We start from the raw sequence: 20,132 nt of genomic DNA on the forward strand, positions 1-20,132 counted from the left end.
GACGTCAAACTGGAAGATGACACACCTCGACGATCGGATATCGAGGATCACTCCAGCGCCGGCCGTCGCCTTCAACTGATCGGATGCGACCTGTCGGGCCTCGACCTCTCGCGCATGGCGTTCGAGAACTGGCACTTCGAGCGCTGCGACCTGACCCGAACGGACTTTGTGGGCAGCGAATGCGAAGAAGCGCAGTTTCTCGCCTGCCGGGCCGCCGGCGCCAGTTTCGAAAGCGCCGACCTTTCGGAAGCGGTGATCGAAGAAGGCGACTTCAACAATGTGAGCTTCCGACGCGCGACGCTGCAGCACGCGCGGCTGCGCCGGGTCAAAATGACGGGCGCAGACCTTACCGAAGCCAAGATCATCGGAATGTCGGTGGAAGACGTGTTGTTCGGCATGGCCAAACTTCCGCGCCTCTCGTTTCGCAAAGCGATCCTCAAAGGCATCGACTTCAGCGATGCCGACCTGCCCGCCTGCGATTTCAGCGGAGCAACATTCAAGGATTGCTCGCTGCGAGACGCCAACATCAAGGATTGTCGTTTCGACAAGACCGACCTACGTGGTGCCGATCTCGGAGGCGTCAAAATCACCGATGCCAGGCATTTCAAGGGCGCGGTCATCTCGACAGCTCAAGCAGCCGAATTATTGCGACAGATCGGCCTGCAGGTCGCCTAGCAGCGTGCGATCACAGCTATGCTATTCGCTCAGTGTCCGCCGCCGGCAGCCGCGGGGTTCGCCGGCTTGTCCAGCATCAGCACCATCACGCTGAGGCCGATGTAGAAACACGACAGCAGGAAGAACGCATCCCCGAAGCCCATCACCACGGCCTGGCGATGCACGATATTCGTCAGCTGCTTCAGCGCCATGCGCGAGGCATCGCCCATGCCCTGGAATTTCTGCGTCAGCATGTTCAGCGTCTCGACCGCCTGGGCGTTGCCCCATGTCACCTTGTCGTGCAGGCGCGAGATGTGAAAATCGGTGCGGTGATCGAGCACGGTATTGATGAGTGCGAGGCCGAGCGCGCCGCCGAGATTGCGCGTCAGATTGAACAGGCCGGATGCATTCTTGAGCATCTCCGGCGTCAGAGTGCCGAGCGCGATATTGTTGATCGGCACCATCGCAAGCATCATGCCCATGCCGCGCAGGATCTGCGGCACCAGCAATTCATAGAAATCATAGTCGCGGGTGATCGACGTCATCAGCCAGGTGCCGGAGGCAAACAGCACGAGGCCGGCGCCGATCAGAAAGCGCAGGTCCACCTTGGTCATGAGGCGACCGACGATCGGCGCCATCAGGAACATGGCGATACCCGACACGAACATGGTCTCGCCGATCTGCAGCGCGCTGTAGCCGCGCACCTGGGCAAGATAGAGCGGGTAGATATAGGTCAGGCCATAAAGGCCGATGCCGATACAGAACGAGAAGGTCGACCCAAGCGCAAAGTTGCGATTGGTGAAGGCGCGCAGATCGACGATCGGCTCTCTTGCCGTCAGCACGCGCCAGAAGAAAGCGACGGCGGAGAATGCGCAGATCACGGCGAAGATCAGGATCGCCTCGTCCTCGAACCAGTCGTTGCGCGGCCCCTCTTCCAGCACATATTCAAGCGAGCCGAGGAAGCCGGCCATGAAGCCGAGGCCCCACCAGTCGAAATGATCGAGCAACTCGAAATGCGGCTCGTCAAAGTCGACCAGTGCCAGCACACCGAGCGTGATGCCGATGCCCGGCACCACATTGATGAAGAACAGCCAGTGCCATGACATGGCATCGGTGATGTAGCCGCCGACCGTCGGGCCGATGGTCGGCGCGAGTGTCGCGACGAGGCCAATGATCGGCGCGACGATGTGGAATTTCGAGCGCGGGAAAACCGTATAGGCCGAAGCAAACACCGTCGGGATCATGCCAGCGCCGAGAAAACCCTGCACCGCACGCCACAGGATCATCTGTTCGATCGACTGCGTGAAGCCGCACATCAGGCTGGCGAAGGTGAAACCCGCTGCCGAGATGGCGAACAGCAAGCGCGTGCCGAGCGCGCGCGACAGGAAGCCCGACAGCGGAATCGCGATGACTTCCGCGATCAGATAAGCGGTCTGCACCCACGAAACTTCGTTGGACGACGCCGACAGACCGGCCTGGATGTCCGACAACGAGGCCGAGACGATCTGGATGTCGAGGATCGACATGAACATGCCGAACACCATGATCAGGAACGCGATCAGGCGTTTCGGCGGAATCCGATCGGCATCCACCGGCGCGGCCGGCGGTGCTCCTGAGGTGGTGGTCGATGCCGAGGACATCTGCGCGATCCGTTACTGCGCGGGCTTCGCGTCCGGCTTGGTATTGATGCGGACATAGACCGACATGCCTGCGCGCAAAACATTCTGCTTGGCGACATCGGCCGGCACGCGCACGCGAACGGGCACACGCTGCACGATCTTGGTGAAATTGCCGGTCGCATTGTCCGGCGGCAGCAGGGTGAATACCTGGCCGGCAGCCGGCGACAGGCTATCGACCGTCGCATTGATGACGCGGCTGGTATCGGCATCGAGCTCGACCGACACCGGCTGACCCGGCTTCAGGCGACGCAGCTGCGTTTCCTTGAAATTGGCATCGATGAAGACATCGTCGAGCGGCACGATATTGGCGAGGCGCTGGCCGGTTGTGATGAAGTCGCCGAGATTGACCATGCGGTTGGAGAAGATGCCATCCACGGGCGCCTTCACATCGGTGAAAGCGAGATCGCGCTGCGCCTTGTCAAGCGAACTCTGCAATTCCTGCAGCTGCGCACGGGCTTCCGCCTGCTGCGCCTTGGTGACTTCGACAGCGCTTCTGGCGGAGTCGACGGCGGCCTTCGCGGCCTTCACCGACGCTGCAGTCTGATCGCGGTTCGACTGCGACGTCTCATAAACCGAGCGAGAGGCAAAGCCCTGCTTGCTCAGCGTCTCCTGGCGATCGAATTCAAGCTGCGCGCGAGTGGCGGCGGCGTCGGCTGACGACAATTGCGCCTGCGCCTGCGCCACCGCGCTGTCCTGCGCCTCGACCTGACGACCGATGCGCTCGATCGTCGCCTTCTGCGTATCGATCTTCCGCTGGGCTGCATCGACGGCAATCTTGTAGTCGCCATCGTCGATCTTGAAGAGTACCTGCCCGGCCTTCACCTCGGTATTGTCGCCTGGAATGATCTGCGCGATGTGGCCGGAGACGCGCGCGCCGAGCGTCGAGTTATTGGCACGCACATAGGCGTCGTCGGTAGAGACGATGAAGCGGCCAACCAGATAATAGTTCACGCCGTAATAGACGGCGGCAACGGCAGCGAGTGCGCCGATGCCCATAAAGATGCGCTTCTTGCGCGGCGATTTCGGCGCGGCCGGCTTGGCTGCGGCCGGTGCGGCGGCTGGCGCTTCGGCCGGCTTCTCCGGTGCGTCGCCAGGGCTACGCTCTTCCAACGGCACCACCCGCGCCGCGACGACCTCATCCTTGGCGTCGCTGCGAACGATACGTGCTGCCTGATCGCGTGGTGCGGCCATTCCGGCCTCCTGAAAATGATCGTGCGGAAATAATCTGGTTCCCGCTTGGTGTGGCATCATGTACATTGACCGAACGGTTCGGTCAAGATACAGAGATCATCGTTCCATCGCGATTTCGAGCTATTCCGGGCTTGGGCGAGCAGTCCGCTCCGGTTCCCTGCGACAGGCTGAATGAATGGTTGCCACCTCCCATGCCCCCCTCGCCCCGGTCGGCGAAGAAGACAGCGCCAAACGCCGGCAGATTCTCGACGGCGCGCGTAAGGTCTTCATGACGTTGGGGTTTGACGGCGCCAGCATGGGCGAGATCGCGCGTGCTGCGGGTGTCTCCAAGGGCACGCTCTATGTCTATTTCACCGACAAGAGCGGGCTGTTCGAAGCCATTGTCGAGCAGGAAAAGCTTGAACAGGGCAAGGCCGTCTTCAATCTCAATCCCGAGCGGGACGCTGAAACGACACTCGCGGAGTTTGGCCGCGGCTATATCCAGTTGCTGTGCAGACCCGGCGGTGGCTCCGCCATTCGCACGGTGATGGCGATTGCGGAGCGGATGCCCGATGTCGGCAAGCGCTTTTATGAAGCGGTGCTGGCCCATGCGATCAGGCAGGTGGCCGGCTATCTCGATGCGCGCGTGAAGGCGGGCGAGCTGGAAATCGACGACACCGAACTCGCTGCGGCGCAATTCATGATGTCGTGCCAGGCGACTTTGTTTCAGCCATTTATCTTTCAGGCAAAACCATCTCCGACCACAGCGGAGATCGACAAGGTCGTGAACAGCGCGGTGCGCGTGTTCCTCGCGGCCTATCGCACCTGATTATTCGTTCTCGTAGAAGTCCTCATCGTCCGGCGTCTTGCTGTTTTTCTTGCCCGCCGCCTTCTTGATCGAACCGGTCGGGCCATCGTCGCCGCGGCCGGCATAGCTGCGGCCCATGGCGCGCGACGCGACTTCCTCACCCGACACGGCCGCCGGCTTGCAGATCGACGGGCGCTTCGGACGGCGCATCAGGTCTACGTGGATATGGTCGTAGTGATAGACGTTGGAGCCCGGCGCCAGCACCGTCGTGAAATACTGGCACGCGCCACCCTGAACGTCGCGCAAAAAGCCCTGCTCCTCCGGCAGGCCCTTCCAGCCGTTCTTCACCGACATGTTGCGACCATCGGAAAAGGTGAAAGCTGCGATATCCAGTGCGTTGCCGAAGGCGTGTTCGGAAATATGCGAGCGCGAATTGCCGTTCATACCGCGGCATGAATAGGCGGAGATCTGGCGGATCGACACCACGCGCTGGCCGAACCAGCGCATCGCAGCCGGCTGCACGACTTCGGCGAGCCATTTGTCGAGCTGTGAGACGATCGGGCAAGCGAGTGTCGCCGTCGGCTTCACTTCAACGGGACCAACGGAGCCTGTGACATTGCCGCCGCCAGGACCGAGGCGCGGCTGGGCGTAATCCTGCTGCGGTTGGGTCTGCGCAGGACCGGAACTATAGCGCCCGTAAGGCGTGCGCGTTTGTGGCGGCGCGCTGCGCGGCATCGCCTGCTCGGGCGCACCATCGGGCGGCAGATTGATATCGTCTTCAGCCTCATGGACGCCGGGTGCGTTTAGCGAGACTGGGCCATTGCCCGCCGGCGCATTGGCGTAGCCGGTATTGTAGCCGCCGCCATAGGATGGCTGCTGCAGCGGCGGCGCCGATGGCGGATAGGAATTGGGATAACTGCTGGTGGCGCGCACCATCGGCTGCGACGGCGCCTGCTGTACCGGCCAGCGCGACGGGCCGCCACCGATGCCGCCGGGCGGACGAGGCGCTTCATCGGCAAAGCCGATGGTGCTGTTGGATTCACCGAGGGCTGCGACCTTCAAAGGAAATTCTGCGCCGCAGACACCGGGACCCGAAATAGGTTCGATGCGGACCAGGCCGGCGCTTTCGCGCACGGCGCCCGACTTCATGCATGCGACTTCTGCCTCGGCTCGCCAGGGGTCGCGCGTTTCGGTTTGGAACAAACCTTTGCCGCAACCAGCCATCGAGACAAGGACGAAGGAGCCGACGAGATACAAACGAACTCCGCGCGTCATGCGCGCAAGTTGAGCTAAATGTTTTAAAGACTCTTCAACATGGGCGTTTTCGAGCGCTGAAAAGACGGGTATTTGCGCGCCCGCGCATTATTCGGTGCGTCCGCACGGCGGCAGACCAGCGGCTGAAATGAGGCGGAGCGCCCTCGCCCATCCCAGATGGACAAAAGCGCTCCGTTACGAATTTTCGTCGTGGATCGTCAGCGCGCCGCGTTGATGATCTGCAGCTGGGTGAATTCGGCGAGGCCCTCCTCGGCAAATTCGGTTCCGATGCCCGACTGCTTGGCGCCGCCGAACGGGATGTGCGGGGCCATGTCGAGGTGCTTGTTGATCCACACCGTACCGGCCTCGATCTGGCTGGCGACTTTATGGGCCCGTTCCGTGTCCGAGGACCAGACCGAGGCGCCAAGCCCGTAAGTAGTGGCATTGGCGCGGCGGATCACGTCGTCGTGATCGGAATATTTGATGACGGGTAGCACGGGACCGAATTGCTCTTCATCGACGAGCTTGGTGCCCTCGGCGATGTCGCGCACAATGGTGGGCTGGATGAAATAGCCGGGTCGGTCCATCGCATTGCCGCCGGCAATGACGTTGCCGTTCTTGCGGGCATCATCGAGAAAGCCCTTCACTTTCTCATACTGCATCTTGTTCTGCAGCGGGCCGAGCTTGGTGCCCTGCTTGGTGCCATCATCGACCACGGTGTTGTTGGCGATGGCCACGAGCTCCTGGCAGATCTCGTCATAGACGGACTCATGCACATAGAGCCGCTTGATGGCGAGGCAGACCTGGCCACTGTTCTGGAATGCGCCTTCGAAAATGCCGGGCGCGACTTTCTTCGGATCGACATCGTCTAGCACGATAGAGGCATCGTTGCCGCCGAGTTCGAGGGTGATGCGCTTGAGTGTCGCTGCTGCACTGGTCATCACCTTCTGGCCGGTGGCCGTCGATCCCGTGAACGAGATCTTGCGGATGTCCGGATGCCTGGTCATGACGTCGCCGAGATCATTGGCGTCGGTGATGACGTTGAGCACGCCCTTCGGCAGGACGCCTTGCACCAGTTCGGCAAAGCGCAGCGTCGCCAGCGGCGTGGTCGGCGCCGGCTTCACCACCAGCGTATTGCCTGCCAACAGCGCAGGCGGCAGCTTGAAGCCGAGGATCAGCAGCGGGTAATTCCACGGGATGATGCAGCCAACGACGCCGAGCGGACGGCGATGCGCCTCGACGCGGCGATCGCCTGAGTCTTCGATCACCTTCATCGGCAGATCGAGCGAGGCGAGATAGCGGAAGAAGCCGCCCATGCCCATCACCTCTGCGGTCGCATCGGTGAGCGGCTTGCCCTGTTCGCTGGTGAGGATGTGCGCGAGCTCGCTGGCATTGGCCTCGATCACATCGGCCATCTGCACGATGTATTTGCGGCGCTCGCCGAGCGGCGTCGCGGCCCAGGCCGGATAGGCAGCCTTCGCGGCTGCCACGGCCGCATCGAGCTGCTCTTTCGAAGCCCGCGGACACTGCGCCACCACATCTTCAGTGGCGGGATTGAGAACCGGCATCTGCATGGCGCCGGGAACCATCTTCCCGTCGATGAGAAGATTGTAGCTGGTCATGAACGTGCACTCCCTGTTTAACGGACGACTTTGACGCGCCTCGTTATATCCACGTGTATATCACGCGTTTGGCGTCACAGGAGTGGCAGTTGGAGTTATTTTAATTCGAAATTGGTGACGTTTGCTGTGCGGGCAAAGACAGAGACCCCGTTGATGGCTCCGCCGATAATGCCGGTCGCATTATTCAGCAGCGCTAAATCCCGCTCCATCCTGACGCCAGTCCCGGTGGTGCCGAAAATGCTGCCGGAATTCGTGATGCTGGCGAAGCCTGTCATTGAATTGATCCCGTCCGAACCGCCGGTGATGACGGCGCCGTTACTGACAACGGCATCCGAGAAATGCAGGCCATTTAGCGTGCCGGTGACCGAGGCTGCATTCTGGACATCGATGACAAGGCCCGTCTGGCTCACCGTTCCGTAGCCATTGGTTCCACTCTGATTGGTCGTGATGCCCGAGCAAGTCACGGCGGTCCCGGGCGGGAGTGGAGGCGCACTGGTGGCCGCGGGCGTGCAAGCGGCCTCGGCCTGCGTGGCCGCCACAAGCAGGGCGAAGATCGCTGTCGCATGGCGCAGCAGCCGTCGATCCAACAGCGCACCTGACCTCATGCCCGATGGCTCCGACTCTCCGGGTTCACATCGCTCGCGAGGCCCCACCCTGACACCACAACAATCTTAAGTCATCATCCCGATTGGGAACAGACACGCAAAATTAGTTTAAGAATCTGGATTATTGCGTCGGAGTACCGGAATTCGTCGATCATGTTACAGCATCAACACACGCCAAGGATGCAATGCGGCACCCAAAATGACCGCTCGCGCGGTTTTGGTAACCGAGCGAGGAACGGGATCGCGATCTCTCGCGTTACCCGGCGCAGGACAAAGGAGGCATCGCCATGACGGCATTCGTGGGTCAATTGAGCATGGTTGCCGCCTATGCGGCCATGGCCCTTGTCGGCGCCATCGTGCTCGGGCTGCTGTAGGCGCCCGTACGGGTCGAATGGAGGCGCGACGCGCTGGGGCGACCCCCATCCTACGCGTCACGCGCTCTCCCCTTACGGTTAATCGATCGCGCCGGCCGCCGGTATCACTGCGACCCGTTCTGACACCACCGCACAACTACACTTCCGCGATGAAGCACGGACGACACATTTATCCCGCCCGATGACATCGTTTTGCGGCTTTGACGCAAATCTCCTGAAACCAGCTCCGGGTACTCCTGACGCCAACGAGACGCCGAATGGGCGCTCACTCACAGGCGCTCAAACGGAGAACCCCCATGTTCACGCTCGCTCGTTTCGAAATGAAAGTTCGCCGCGCTGCCGTCGCTGTTGGCGCGCTGCTCGCCAGCGCCTTCGCTTTTGCCGGCCCGGCCAAATCAGCGCCGCTGCCGCTGTTTCCCTTCTTCATGTCGCCGCCGGTACAAGCGGAGCCCGCGCCTTACTATCAAGCACCGCAGGCCGACGAGGATCGCCCGGCGATCGAACAGCCATCGCGCTTCAAGCGTCAGGTCGTGAACTATCCGACCCGCGAAGCGGCGGGCACCATCATCATCGATACGCCGAACACCTATCTCTACTATGTGCTCGGCAACGGTCAGGCGATCCGCTACGGCATCGGCGTCGGCCGCGACGGTTTTACCTGGTCCGGCGTGCAGACGGTGACGCGCAAGGCGGAATGGCCGGCCTGGACGCCGCCCGCTGAAATGATCGCGCGCCAGCCCTATCTGCCGCGCCATATGGCCGGCGGCCCCGGCAATCCGCTCGGCGCCCGCGCCATGTATCTCGGCAATACGATCTATCGCATCCACGGCACCAATATGCCGGAGACCATCGGCACCCAGGTGTCGTCCGGCTGCATCCGGCTCACCAATACGGACGTGTCGGACCTGTATTCGCGGGTCACCGTCGGCACCAAGGTGATCGTGCTGCCGATGGATCGGCGGGCGGACAATGCGCATGGCAGGCGGGGATGACGCTGATGCGTCCGCCTTACTTTGCCCACTTCGCCCCATGATGTACTGTCCCCGCATATTGCATGCGGGGACATCATGCGTCTGAAGACCATTTTGATCGGCTCGGCGCTGATCGCCGTTTCTTTCGTGGCTGCTCTGAAGATCATGGACTATGTGGCGCCGCGCGGATCGGGCGCTGCACCGACGCTGGTCGAACTGCCGCCGCTGCCGCCCTCCCCGCCGCGCAGTTCCACCATCGCGGCGCCCGTTGCCGTCACGCTCGCGGCAATCCGCGACACCGTCGAACGCGGGGCGCCGCGAAACTTCGCCGGCACCGCGCCCAACCCGGCGCAGCAGATCCTGCAGAATGCCGACATCAAATGGAGTGCGGCGCGCGGCGCCATCACGGCCACCGGCGCGTCGGATACGCTGACCATGTCCACGCCACTGAACGGCACGCTGAATGTCAGCGGCGAGCTATCAACGAATGTGCGCGAGGCGCTCGGCGGCGCGCTCGGCAACCTGCTCGGCGGCAATGTCGCCAAGCAGATCGGCACTATCAATATCAAGAACGTCAATGCCAATGCGGAGATCCGCGGCAATGTGGTGGTGGCGTCGCAGCCGCGGCTGACACCGAACTGGCGCATCGAGCCGGGCCTGACGGCGCAAGTGACGCTCGGCGACACCAATGCATCGGTCAGCGGCGTGCGCATCAATGTGCCCGCGCAGGTGAAGCCGATGATCGACAATGCGGTGAATGAGCAGATCGCCGCCGTGCAGCAGCGGCTGCGCAACGACCCAGCCTTCGAGCAGAATGCGCGGCGCGAATGGGCCAAACTGTGCCGCTCGGTACCGCTACAAGGCGCAAGCTCGGTGCAGAACCTGTTTCTCGAATTGAAACCGACCCGCGCCATCGCCGCACAGCCGCGCATCGACGGCAGCAACATCACGCTGACGCTCGGCGTCGAAGCGGAAACGCGCGTGACCGGCCTGCAGACGACGCCGAACTGCCCGTTCCCGGCGACGCTCGCCATCGTGCCGCCCGGCCCCGGCAGGCTCAACATCGGTGTGCCCATCGACATGCCGTTCACCGAGCTCAACAAGATCATCGAGGCGCAGCTGGCCGGGAAGACGTTTCCGGAGGATGGCTCAGCCTCAGTCTCGGTCACCGTGAAGAAGGCGACCGTGCGCGCCTCCGGTGACCGTCTGCTGATTTCGCTGCTGGTCAATGCCAAGGAGAAGTCGAGCTGGTTCGGCCTCGGCGGCGAAGCCACTGTGCACGTCTGGGGCAAGCCGGCGCTGGATCAGGTCAACCAGGTGATGCGCTTCACCAATCTCGAACTTGCGGTGGAATCGGAAGCGGCATTCGGCCTGCTCGGTGCTGCGGCGCGCGCGGCGATGCCGCTGCTGCAGAGCACGCTGGCGGAGCGCGCGGTGATCGATCTCAAGCCGTTCGCATCGAATGCGCAGCGCAAGATCGCGGGCGTGCTGACGGACTTCCAGAAGAATGAGGATGGGTTGAGGGTGGGCGCCGATATCACGGCGCTGCGGCTTGGCGGGATCGCGTTCGACTCGAAGACGCTGCGCGTCATTGCCGAGGCCGAAGGCGCGATCAATGTGACGGTGACGAAGCTGCCGAATTTGTGAGCCCATTCACGACACGAAAAAGGGCGCGTCCTGCAGGAGCAGACGCGCCCTCTTCGTCGGATTACATCGCCACCAATGCGACGTCACCCGTATTTATCACCGACCGTTAGGTCGAATACTTGAACTCCGGCATCGCCTTCAGCTGATCCTTGCTGGCGCCACTGATCACGGCGTGATCGGGATACCAGGGGTTCTGCTTCGGCGGCGTTGCCGCGGCGCCGCCCGACGTCGCTGCGCCGGTGGTCATGCCGCTGGAGGTCGAGGTCGACTTCGCCATGCCGGCCGAGCCGCCGCTGGCTGCAGCCGAGGTCTGTACCGGCTCATTCATGAACTTGACTTTGTCATAAGGCACGGCGATCAGACGCTCGCCGACGCCGAGGAAGCCACCCACGCCAATGACCACGGCTTTGATGTTACCTTCCTTGTCGGTCAGAAGATCATTGATCGAACCGAGGCTTTCATTGGCCTCGTTATACACATTGAGGCCGACGACCTTCGAGGTCCGCCAGTTGCCGTTGAACGTGGTATCAGCGGCCGCCGGTGCCGGGGTTGCCGTCGCAGCGGGAGCCGTCGTGGACGATGTGCTCGGGCTCTGGGCGAAGGCTGCGGTTGCGAGCAGAGCCGAACCAACGATACCAGCCGTCATATATTTCTTGAACATATGTTCCTCCTGTTGTTGCCACCTGTCCCAAAACAACGCGAGGATTTCGACACAGTTCCGGTTCCGCCATGAAATTGTAGTCGCGCGAAGTGTAGTTAGAATTCACCCCAATAGGGTGCGACGCCGTAGTGGCGGTGCAGCGCTTCTTCCTGCGACCGATCGCCCCAATCGAAATCGCGCTTCTCGGTGAAGGACGGCGCGCTGCGCAGCTCCTCATCGTCGATATCGAGCTGATAGGCATCGAGCTTGCGGCTATAGGTGAGCAGCGTCCACGGCACCGCGAGCAGATTCGAGCCGATGCCGAGAAAGCCACCGAACGACATCACGGCATACGACACTTTGCCGCTGAGCTTGTCGATCATCAGCCGTTCGATGTGGCCGATCCGATCGCCATTGGCGCGGCGCACCGCGGTTCCTTCGATGCGGTCGCTGGCGATCAGCGTGTGCGGCCTCATCATGACATCGAGAGCCATCATTGCCTCCGTGTGTTGTCGTTAGGAGGAACAATGAGGATGGATGCGAAGGGTTTCGATGGCGTCGTCCACCATTCCGGCGGATGACGCCATCAATATTGCTAGCTCTTGTAGTCCAGCAGCAGCGCGGTGAACGACGCCGAGGTTCCCGACGCCGTCGTGCCGCTGGCGCTGTAGGAACTCGATGTCGACGCTTCCAGCGACTGCTTCAGCGAGTCCAGGAACTGCTGCATGACGTCGCTGATATTGGTGGTGCTATCGGTGTCATCGCTATCGTCGTCGCTGTCGGACGGCGGGGGACCGCCGCCCGGAGGCGGACCGCCCGCGCCCTTGGCTCCGCCGGGAGCATCGGCGAAGGCCGATTCGAACACGCCCTTCAATTCATCGGCCTGTTCGGAGGTGAGGTTGCCGCTGGAGACCTGTGCGCTGATCAGACTGTCGATCTTCGACGTCATGTCGTCCGCCGACGGCCGCGTGCCGCTGCTCGCGCTGCTGCGGTCGGCCTGCATCGAGGAATCGATGCTGTCCAGGGCCGTCGACAATGCATCCTGATCGCCGCTGCTGATTGTTCCGGAGGTGACCTGGGCCTGCAACTGCTGCTGCAGCTTCTGGAGAGGCGATTGATAGAGGCTGCTGGATGCAGCCGAGATGGATGTCATGATCTGCTCCGGGAGGCTTGGCCTGTGACTGCAGCCATTTCCCGTTAACCATGTTAACGAAGCCTTGCTGTCGGCTTGCCAAGATGTTGCAAGGCGTTACGCTGACGGGAACAGCAACAGACCGAAACAAATTTTCCCTGCAATCGGCGCCAATCCTCGCCAAAAGGGTTCTCATGGCAAACCCTCCCCATATTCTGGTCGTGGAAGATGACCGCGAAACCCGCACGCTGATTGCGAAGTATCTGCGTACCAATGCGTGTAATGTCACTGTCGCGGCCGACGGGCGCGAAATGGACAAGGCGCTGGCAGACAACCGCATCGACCTGATGATCCTGGACGTGATGCTGCCCGGCGAAGACGGCCTCAGCCTGTGCCGCCGCGTGCGCGCGGAGTCGCAGGTACCGATCATCATGCTGACGGCGCGCGGCGAGGATGTGGATCGCATCCTCGGGCTGGAAATGGGCGCTGACGATTATCTGCCGAAACCGTTCAATCCGCGCGAATTGCTGGCCCGCATCAATGCCGTGCTGCGCCGGCAGGCGACCGCACTCAATGCGAGCGCAGTGCCCGACGCCTCCGCCCTCACCTTCCTTGGCTGGCAGATGGATTTCCGCCTTCGCGAGCTGCGCAATCCCGAGGGCGCGCGCATTGCGATGACTTCGGCCGAATTCGATTTGTTGCGCGCCTTCGTCGAACGCCCCGGCCGCGTGCTGTCGCGCGACAGCCTGCTTGACCTGACACAGGGCCGCAATGCCGGCTCGTTCGAGCGCAGCATCGACGTGCTGGTGAGCCGTATCCGCCGCAAGATCGAGGTCGATCCGCAGGATGCACAGCTGATCAAGACCGTGCGCTCCGGCGGCTACATGTTCACGCCGAATGTGGAGACCGTCGGCGGGGAAACGTCATCAGGCCTGCAGCCGGCCTGATCATGCGGCTGTTGAACGTCCTCAATCTCCGGCGCATCAGCGGCCAGATCGCGGCGCTGGTGGTGATGTCGATCGTCGCCATTCATATCATCATCGGCGTCGGATTCTCGCTGCTGCGGCCCGATCAACCGCCGCCGCCGGAACGCGGACATGGCGAGCTGGTAGCTATGGCAAAACTGCTGTCGGCGACACCGGCAAGCGATCGCGCCGCATTGTTCGCCCGCATGATGCAGACCTTCCCGCAATTCGATTTGCGCGACGAGCCCGGCGGCCTGGTCGAGAGCGCAGATGCCGAGGAGCGCAGCGAGACATTTCCGTTTCGTCGCATGAGCCGGCAGATGGCGCCGGATGTTCGTGCGCTGCCCCTGGCTGACAACCGCGTCGGCATCGTGCTCGCCGATGGCCAGAAATTCTCGGTCACCGACATGCCCGACCGCCCTCCGCGTCCTTTCTGGGGCGGGCCGGTCTTCCTCACCTTTGCATTTGCGGTGATCACGTTGACCCTGCTCGGCCTGTGGGCCGCACGCGTATTGGCGGAGCCGCTGTCATCCTTTGCACGGACGGCGGAAGAGTTCAGCCTCAGCGGCACGTCGACGCCATTGCCCGAGCGCGGGCCGGAAGAGATCCGCGCCGTCGCCCGCGCGCTCAACCGCATGCGCGAGCGCATCACCGCGCTAATCGACGACCGCACCAAGATGCTGGCCGCCATCAGCCATGACCTGCGCACGCCGATCACCCGGCTGCGGCTGCGCTCGGAATTCATCGAGGACGAGAACAGCCGCCGCCACATGCTGCGCGATCTCGACCAGATGCGCGCGATGCTGGAAGCCGTGCTGTCGTTCCTGCGCAATGATCGCCGGCTGGAGGAGCTCACCCTCACCGACATCGCCACCACGCTGCAACTGATCGCCGACCAGTTCGCCGATATCGGGCACATGGTGACCTATGACGGCCCCTCGCATGCGATGGCAATGGCGCGGCCGGACGACCTGCATCGCGCGGTCACCAATCTCGTGGAGAATGCCGTCAAGTTCGGCGGCGAGGCGGTGATCACGCTCACCATGTCGGAAACCGGCGCTGTCATCGACGTGGCCGATGACGGACCGGGCATTTCCGATGCGCGCAAGAGCGCCATGCTGCAGCCTTTTGTCCGCGGCGACGATGCACGGAACATGGATCACGAGGCCTCGGGATTCGGGCTCGGGCTATCCATTGCACGCGCGATCGCGCTGGCCCATGGCGGCGAGCTGACATTGCGGGATCGGCAGCCGCAGGGATTGATTGTGAGAATTACGCTGCCGGTGGCAGCGACGGCGTAGGATGGGTTGAGCGAAGGCGCGTCAGCGCCGGCGTGAAAACCCATCAGCGGAGTCTGCAGCATCGTTCGGCTGATGGGTTTTCGCTACGCTCAACCCATCCTACGATCCGCGCCTACTTCACCTTCTCACCCGGCACGTCTTTCCGCACGTGGATGGTCGCGAGCTCGTCGCTATAGACCTTCTCCCAGCCATCGATGCGATCGAGCAGCTTTGTGGCCGCACTTTCGGTGCGCATGAACGTGGCGTTGATCTCGTAATCCTTCAGCAGGCGGAACAGATTGTCCGGCTTGGCGAGGCCGCTGGCGTCGTTGTGATCGACCATCAGCTTCTCGCCGAACAGTTCGGTGCGGCCATCGATGAAGGTCGGCACGCCGCGCCAGATCAGATAGCCACCGAAATCGTAGTCATTGAACACGCGGCTGACATTCAGCTTCTTCAGCGCATCGACTGCAGCGATCGGCGCTGCACGCTCGGACGGTGTGTATTGGCGGATGGATGCAACAATGACGGTGCCGGCAATCAGGCATAGTGCGATGCCCGCGAGCAGCAGTCGGCCCGGCGATGAGGCCACATCGCGATCGTCATCGCGTCCGAGCTGCTCACCCAGCGGCTTCGCCAGCACCAGCGGCGCCAGCAGCGCCAGCACTTCGGCATTCCGCACATGGCCGAGCGCCATATAGACGAAGCCGAGCACCAGCACGATGCGCATGGGCGGCAGCCTGATGCCGCGCCACAGGACGAAGGCGAACGCCGCGAGCACAGAAAACTCGAGCGGACCGGCCTTGCCGAAATTCGCTGGACGCCATTCACCGATCACCGCGAGTGCGGCGCCTAGGCTGAGGATGCGGCGCGATGCCATCAGTGCTTCCCAGCCGTAAGGCGTGATGCAGCTCGCAGCGAGTGCGCAGAGACCGAACACGATCCAATGCAGCAATGCGCGCGCCTGTTTGTCTTTCGGCGCGTGCCAGATTGCCTCGAGTGCGATGGGGCCGATCAGCGCGAGGCCGAGCACAAAGCCACCATGCAGGTTCGCCCACAGCGCCATCAATGGCAGCAGCCAGAACGACGGCACGCCTTTGCGATCCATCGCAGCGACGAGGCCGGCGACCCAGGCCACCATGATGGGCATCGCCAGCACATGCGGCCGCGCCAGCATGTGGCCGGCCATCAAAGCAGGCGTCGCCGCGAGGATGATGAGGGTCGGCGTGCGGGCGAGACGCGCAGTCAGGAAATGCGCGAGCAGCGCAATGGCAAGCGATGCCGATGCGGCTGCGAGCACGACGGGGCCAGCCCAGCCACCGATATTGTAAGCGAGCGCATAGGCGACTTGCGCCAGCCACTGCGTCGAGATCCAGGGCTGGCCCTGCATCGTGAAAGAATAGAGATCGGTACGCGGCACCGCGTGATGATCGAGCATCCATTGCCCGAGCGTGATCTGCCAATAGGTGTCGGGATCGTTGAGCAGCCCGCTGCCGACGGCGAGCAGCAGGGCATAGACGCCGATGCCGACCCAGAGCGGCAACAGGCCGTCCAGCTTGCGGACTTCGGTGGCGTGAGCGAGCGACATCGTCATGGACAGACCGTGGCAGAACGGCATCAGCAGCCGCGAATGCGCCGATGGGACCACAAAGCGGCATAATTTGAGGTAAATCGCTGCCGGAACCCGGCCAGCCAGCCCCGAGAAAGACTCAATTCGCGCCTCAAACGAGAAGAATTGAGCGGGATGGTTTAGGCCATCTGAAAGACCGGCCCTTTACTGCCGCCGGATGCCACTTTCGAGACCATTGATGATCCGTATTTCGACCATTCTGGCGTCGGCTGTCGCCCTTGCCGCCCTCCCCCAATTCGCCCATGCGCAGCAGCGCGCCGATTATCAGGCCATGGCGGCCTCGCATGCCCAGGCCAATGGCGTGCCGGAAGCGCTGGTGCATCGCGTCATCATGCGCGAGAGCAAGTATAATCCCGGCCTGATCGGCCGCGGCGCCACCATCGGCCTCATGCAGATCAAGCTCGCGACCGCCCGCGGCGTCGGCTACACCGGCACGGCGGAAGGCCTGCGCGACCCCAACACCAATCTCACTTACGGCGTCAAATATCTGGCGGGCGCCTATCGCGCCGCCCATGGCGACCACAACCGCGCGGTGTCCTATTATGCCGGCGGCTACTACTACGCGGCCAAGCGCCAGCGCCGCGAAGTCTCCGCGCCGCCACATCAGCCGATCTTCGCCAAGGATGCCGAGCGCCTGAAGCAGCAGGAAGCCGCGCAGACCCAGCAGGCCAGTGTCGAGACACCCAAGCCCTAAGCCTTGGAAAAAATGCCACTGTGACCATTCGGTGAAGGCGCGTTGACACGCAGCACCGGAGGTTTAAATTAGAGTCGTTCCGAGGGGGGCTCCGACGAGGAGCTGAGATACCGCTAGCTTGCATGCTCGATCCCCGAGCAATGCGATACCGCGGTGACCCTTTGAACCTGATCCGGGTCATGCCGGCGAAGGGACAGGGATGAATCAGACGACGCATGCGTCGCGCGGCGATTCAGCCGTGGCGACCTCTCCTATATCCATCATTGGCGCGGGTATCGCTGGTGCGTGGCAGGCGTTGCTGCTTGCCAAGGCCGGTCACGCCGTCACGCTCTATGAGCGCGACAATGCGGAGATGCGCGACGCCACTACCCATTGGGGCGGCGGCATGCTGGCGCCCTGGTGTGAGGCGGAAGTCTCCGAGCCGGTGATCTCGCGACTCGGTCTGCGCGCACTGGAGCTGTGGCGCGCGGAACTGCCGGACACGCCGTTCAACGGCTCGCTGGTGATTGCGCACCCGCGCGACCGCGCGGACTTCGAACGCTTTGCGAAGATGACGTCGGGCTACAAACGGCTCGATGCCGCTGGTGTCGCCGAGATCGAGCCATCGCTGGAAGGCCGCTTTCGCGACGGGCTGTTCTATCCCGGCGAAGGCCATGTGGAGCCGCGGCTGGTGCTGCCCGAACTGCATCGGCGCATCACCGCGGCCGGCGGCACCATCAAATATAATTGCGAGGCGAAGGCCGAGGATCTCGACGGCCTCGTGATCGATTGCCGCGGCCTTTTTGCGCGCGAAGAGGACGCCACGTCAAAACTGCGCGGCGTGAAGGGCGAGATCATCATCATCGAGACCGATGAGGTGCAGCTGTCGCGCCCGATCCGCCTGATGCATCCGCGCTGGCCGCTCTATGTGATCCCGCGCGCGAACAACCGTTTCATGCTGGGCGCGACCTCGATCGAGAACGAAGGCAGCGGCGTCAGCGTGCGCTCGGCGCTTGAACTGCTGGGCGCCGCCTATGCGGTGCATCCGGCCTTTGCCGAAGCGCGCATTCTCGAATTCGGCTCGGGCTTGCGCCCGGCTTTCCCCGACAATCTGCCGCGCATTGCGATCGAGAAGAATACCATCGCGGTGAACGGCCTCTATCGCCACGGCTTCCTGCTGGCGCCTGCGCTGGCGGAGCTGACGCTGAATTATGTGCAGCGTGGCGCGATCGACAATGAGGTGATGCAATGCAAGTGACCGTCAATGGCGAAGCCCGCGAGGTTCAGTCGTCGCATGTGAGCGCGCTGCTGAGCGAGCTGGATTACGCCGGCACGCATTGCGCGATTGCGATCAATTACGACGTTGTGCCGCGCAGCCTGTGGGCAGAAACGGCACTAAAGGCGGGCGACGAGATCGAGATCATCACGCCGCGGCAGGGAGGGTGAGGATGCGTATGCCACACACTCCACTGTCATCGCCCGGCTTGACCGGGCGATCCAGTACACTCCGTCGTCACGGCTTGAGCACTGCTGTCGGTGTGTACTGGATCCCCGCTTTCGCGGGGATGACAATTGAGATTGGAGACGCAGTATGAGCACCTCCACCGTGACCTTCTACGGCAAGACCTTCGCCTCCCGCCTCCTGATCGGCACCGCGCTCTATCCTTCGCCTGCCATCATGCAGGACTCCATCCGCGCGTCCGGTGCCGGCATCGTCACCGTGTCCGTCCGTCGCGAGAGCGCCGGCGGCAAGACCGGCGATGCGTTCTGGTCGTTGATCCGCGAACTCGATGTCGCCGTGCTGCCCAACACCGCCGGCTGCCGCAGCGTGCGCGAGGCCGTCACCACCGCAAAGCTGGCGCGCGAATTGTTCGACACGCCCTGGATCAAGCTGGAAGTGATCGCCGACAACGACACGCTGCAGCCCGATGTGATCGGCCTCGTCGAAGCCGCGAATATCCTGGTGAAGGACGGGTTCGAGGTGTTCCCCTATTGCACCGAGGATCTCGGCGTCGCCATGCGCCTTGTCGATGCCGGCTGCAAGGTGGTGATGCCCTGGGCCGCTCCGATCGGTTCGGCGCGCGGCATCATCAATCGCGATGCGCTGAAACTGCTGCGCGACCGCCTTCCGGATATCACGCTCGTCGTCGATGCCGGCATCGGCGCACCATCGCATGCGGCCGAGGCACTGGAGCTCGGCTATGACGCCGTGCTGCTCAACACCGCGGTGGCCAAGGCCGCCGATCCCGTCGCCATGGCCAAGGCCTTCCGTCTCGCCGTCGAGGCCGGCCGCACCGGCTATGAGGCCGGGCTGATGGGCGAACGTGATTTCGCATCTCCTTCCACTCCAGTCATCGGGACACCGTTCTGGCATGCCGTATCCTGACCGTTTCTATCCCGTCGTCGACACCGTGGAATGGGTGAGGCGCCTCACCGCCCTCGGTGTCGGCACCGTGCAATTGCGCGCCAAGGAGCTCGACGATGCGTCGGCGATGATCCTGTTTCGCGCCGCGCTCGACGTCACCAAGGGCACCAGCACGAAATTGGTGGTCAACGACTACTGGCGCGTCGCCATCGAGCTCAAGGCGCAGCATCTGCATCTCGGCCAGGAAGACCTTGCCGAGGCCGATGTCGCCGCGATCAAGAAAGCCGGCATCACGCTCGGCCTTTCGACGCATGACGAGGAGGAACTGGAAACCGCGCTGCGCGCAGAGCCTGACTATGTCGCGCTCGGGCCGATCTTCTTCACCACGCTGAAATCCATGCGCTTCGCGCCGCAGGGCATTCCGAAGATCGCCACCTGGAAGAAGCGCGTCGGCAAGCTTCCGCTGGTCGCCATCGGCGGCATCAAATTCGAACACGCCGCGGAGATCTTTGCCGCGGGTGCCGACTCCATCGCTGTGGTCAGCGATGTCACCCAGAATTCCGATCCGGATGCCCGCGTGCGGCAATGGCTCGGCGCCTGACTATCCGTCTCTCACTGTCATTGCGAGCGCAGCGAAGCAATCCAGAAGCCAAGTGAAGAAAG

Annotated in this window: 20 protein-coding genes and 1 riboswitch; of the genes, 11 read left to right on the forward strand and 9 right to left on the reverse strand. The window is 62.8% G+C overall.

All coding sequences use genetic code 11. The features are described from left to right. On the forward strand, nucleotides 1-675 hold a 675-nt coding region (locus ACIQ2A_RS13525; protein ID WP_398479892.1), incomplete at its 5' end, for a pentapeptide repeat-containing protein. A 29-nt stretch (nucleotides 676-704) separates the two neighbouring features. Here ACIQ2A_RS13525 and ACIQ2A_RS13530 read toward each other — a convergent pair. Together ACIQ2A_RS13530 and ACIQ2A_RS13535 are read right to left on the reverse strand one after the other, a co-directional pair. Continuing rightward, nucleotides 705-2,294 (reverse strand): DHA2 family efflux MFS transporter permease subunit, encoded by a 1,590-nt coding sequence (locus ACIQ2A_RS13530; protein WP_398479894.1) that lies wholly within the window; start codon nucleotides 2,292-2,294, stop codon nucleotides 705-707. Between the two features lie 12 nt (nucleotides 2,295-2,306). Next, nucleotides 2,307-3,524, reverse strand: coding sequence for an HlyD family secretion protein (locus ACIQ2A_RS13535; protein WP_398479896.1), 1,218 nt, complete (start codon nucleotides 3,522-3,524; stop codon nucleotides 2,307-2,309). Between the two features lie 175 nt (nucleotides 3,525-3,699). On the opposite strand from ACIQ2A_RS13535, the gene ACIQ2A_RS13540 reads away from it, so the two are divergent. After that, on the forward strand, nucleotides 3,700-4,332 hold the full coding sequence (locus ACIQ2A_RS13540; protein WP_398479898.1) for a TetR/AcrR family transcriptional regulator: 633 nt from the start codon (nucleotides 3,700-3,702) through the stop codon (nucleotides 4,330-4,332). On the opposite strand, the gene ACIQ2A_RS13545 is transcribed toward ACIQ2A_RS13540, so the two are convergent. The 3 genes from ACIQ2A_RS13545 to ACIQ2A_RS13555 form a co-directional block, all read right to left on the reverse strand. Next, on the reverse strand, nucleotides 4,333-5,586 hold the full coding sequence (locus ACIQ2A_RS13545; protein WP_398479900.1) for an extensin family protein: 1,254 nt from the start codon (nucleotides 5,584-5,586) through the stop codon (nucleotides 4,333-4,335). Between the two features lie 197 nt (nucleotides 5,587-5,783). Then, complete coding sequence (locus ACIQ2A_RS13550; protein ID WP_398479902.1) at nucleotides 5,784-7,187, reverse strand: aldehyde dehydrogenase family protein; 1,404 nt, start codon at nucleotides 7,185-7,187, stop codon at nucleotides 5,784-5,786. Nucleotides 7,188-7,282: 95 nt separating this feature from the next. Beyond that, the gene (locus ACIQ2A_RS13555; RefSeq protein WP_398479904.1) at nucleotides 7,283-7,774 is read right to left on the reverse strand and encodes a hypothetical protein; all 492 of its coding nucleotides are present in this window, start codon (nucleotides 7,772-7,774) and stop codon (nucleotides 7,283-7,285) included. A 688-nt stretch (nucleotides 7,775-8,462) separates the two neighbouring features. Between ACIQ2A_RS13555 and ACIQ2A_RS13560 the strand changes: the two genes are divergently transcribed. After that, nucleotides 8,463-9,158 (forward strand): L,D-transpeptidase, encoded by a 696-nt coding sequence (locus ACIQ2A_RS13560; RefSeq protein ID WP_398479906.1) that lies wholly within the window; start codon nucleotides 8,463-8,465, stop codon nucleotides 9,156-9,158. Nucleotides 9,159-9,233: 75 nt separating this feature from the next. Then, a complete protein-coding gene (locus ACIQ2A_RS13565) occupies nucleotides 9,234-10,784 on the forward strand; it encodes a DUF4403 family protein (protein ID WP_398479908.1) in 1,551 nt (516 codons plus the stop codon). A 106-nt stretch (nucleotides 10,785-10,890) separates the two neighbouring features. Here the strand turns inward: ACIQ2A_RS13565 and ACIQ2A_RS13570 are convergent, their stop codons facing one another. The 3 genes from ACIQ2A_RS13570 to ACIQ2A_RS13580 form a co-directional block, all read right to left on the reverse strand. Beyond that, nucleotides 10,891-11,445 (reverse strand): PRC-barrel domain-containing protein, encoded by a 555-nt coding sequence (locus ACIQ2A_RS13570; protein ID WP_398479910.1) that lies wholly within the window; start codon nucleotides 11,443-11,445, stop codon nucleotides 10,891-10,893. Between the two features lie 95 nt (nucleotides 11,446-11,540). Continuing rightward, nucleotides 11,541-11,918, reverse strand: coding sequence for a PRC-barrel domain-containing protein (locus ACIQ2A_RS13575; RefSeq protein ID WP_398479912.1), 378 nt, complete (start codon nucleotides 11,916-11,918; stop codon nucleotides 11,541-11,543). 101 nt (nucleotides 11,919-12,019) lie between these two features. After that, nucleotides 12,020-12,577: a hypothetical protein gene (locus ACIQ2A_RS13580; protein ID WP_398479914.1), complete on the reverse strand. Its 558-nt coding sequence runs from the start codon at nucleotides 12,575-12,577 to the stop codon at nucleotides 12,020-12,022. A gap of 173 nt (nucleotides 12,578-12,750) precedes the next feature. On the opposite strand from ACIQ2A_RS13580, the gene ACIQ2A_RS13585 reads away from it, so the two are divergent. Both ACIQ2A_RS13585 and ACIQ2A_RS13590 read left to right on the forward strand, forming a co-directional pair. Continuing rightward, nucleotides 12,751-13,503, forward strand: a complete 753-nt coding sequence (locus tag ACIQ2A_RS13585) for a response regulator (RefSeq protein WP_398479916.1) — start codon at nucleotides 12,751-12,753, stop codon at nucleotides 13,501-13,503. A gap of 2 nt (nucleotides 13,504-13,505) precedes the next feature. Further along, nucleotides 13,506-14,822, forward strand: coding sequence for an ATP-binding protein (locus ACIQ2A_RS13590; RefSeq protein WP_398479918.1), 1,317 nt, complete (start codon nucleotides 13,506-13,508; stop codon nucleotides 14,820-14,822). Between the two features lie 112 nt (nucleotides 14,823-14,934). On the opposite strand, the gene ACIQ2A_RS13595 is transcribed toward ACIQ2A_RS13590, so the two are convergent. Further along, on the reverse strand, nucleotides 14,935-16,395 hold the full coding sequence (locus ACIQ2A_RS13595) for a hypothetical protein (RefSeq protein WP_398479920.1): 1,461 nt from the start codon (nucleotides 16,393-16,395) through the stop codon (nucleotides 14,935-14,937). Nucleotides 16,396-16,609: 214 nt separating this feature from the next. On the opposite strand from ACIQ2A_RS13595, the gene ACIQ2A_RS13600 reads away from it, so the two are divergent. The 5 genes from ACIQ2A_RS13600 (at nucleotide 16,610) to ACIQ2A_RS13620 (ending at nucleotide 20,070) form a co-directional block, all read left to right on the forward strand. Continuing rightward, nucleotides 16,610-17,125, forward strand: a complete 516-nt coding sequence (locus ACIQ2A_RS13600; RefSeq protein WP_398479922.1) for a transglycosylase SLT domain-containing protein — start codon at nucleotides 16,610-16,612, stop codon at nucleotides 17,123-17,125. Nucleotides 17,126-17,197: 72 nt separating this feature from the next. Next, nucleotides 17,198-17,337: riboswitch (TPP riboswitch) on the forward strand. After that, the gene (locus ACIQ2A_RS13605) at nucleotides 17,325-18,362 is read left to right on the forward strand and encodes an FAD-dependent oxidoreductase (protein ID WP_398479924.1); all 1,038 of its coding nucleotides are present in this window, start codon (nucleotides 17,325-17,327) and stop codon (nucleotides 18,360-18,362) included. (Overlaps the previous riboswitch by 13 nt.) After that, complete coding sequence (thiS, locus tag ACIQ2A_RS13610) at nucleotides 18,353-18,550, forward strand: sulfur carrier protein ThiS (protein WP_398479926.1); 198 nt, start codon at nucleotides 18,353-18,355, stop codon at nucleotides 18,548-18,550. Before ACIQ2A_RS13605 ends, thiS begins: the two co-directional genes overlap by 10 nt. A gap of 145 nt (nucleotides 18,551-18,695) precedes the next feature. Further along, nucleotides 18,696-19,490 (forward strand): thiazole synthase, encoded by a 795-nt coding sequence (locus tag ACIQ2A_RS13615; protein WP_398479928.1) that lies wholly within the window; start codon nucleotides 18,696-18,698, stop codon nucleotides 19,488-19,490. Continuing rightward, complete coding sequence (locus tag ACIQ2A_RS13620; RefSeq protein ID WP_398479930.1) at nucleotides 19,477-20,070, forward strand: thiamine phosphate synthase; 594 nt, start codon at nucleotides 19,477-19,479, stop codon at nucleotides 20,068-20,070. Before ACIQ2A_RS13615 ends, ACIQ2A_RS13620 begins: the two co-directional genes overlap by 14 nt. Nucleotides 20,071-20,132: the final 62 nt, after the last annotated feature.

Origin of the sequence: Tardiphaga sp., from assembly GCF_044336785.1 — a bacterium.
GTDB lineage: Bacteria > Pseudomonadota > Alphaproteobacteria > Rhizobiales > Xanthobacteraceae > Tardiphaga.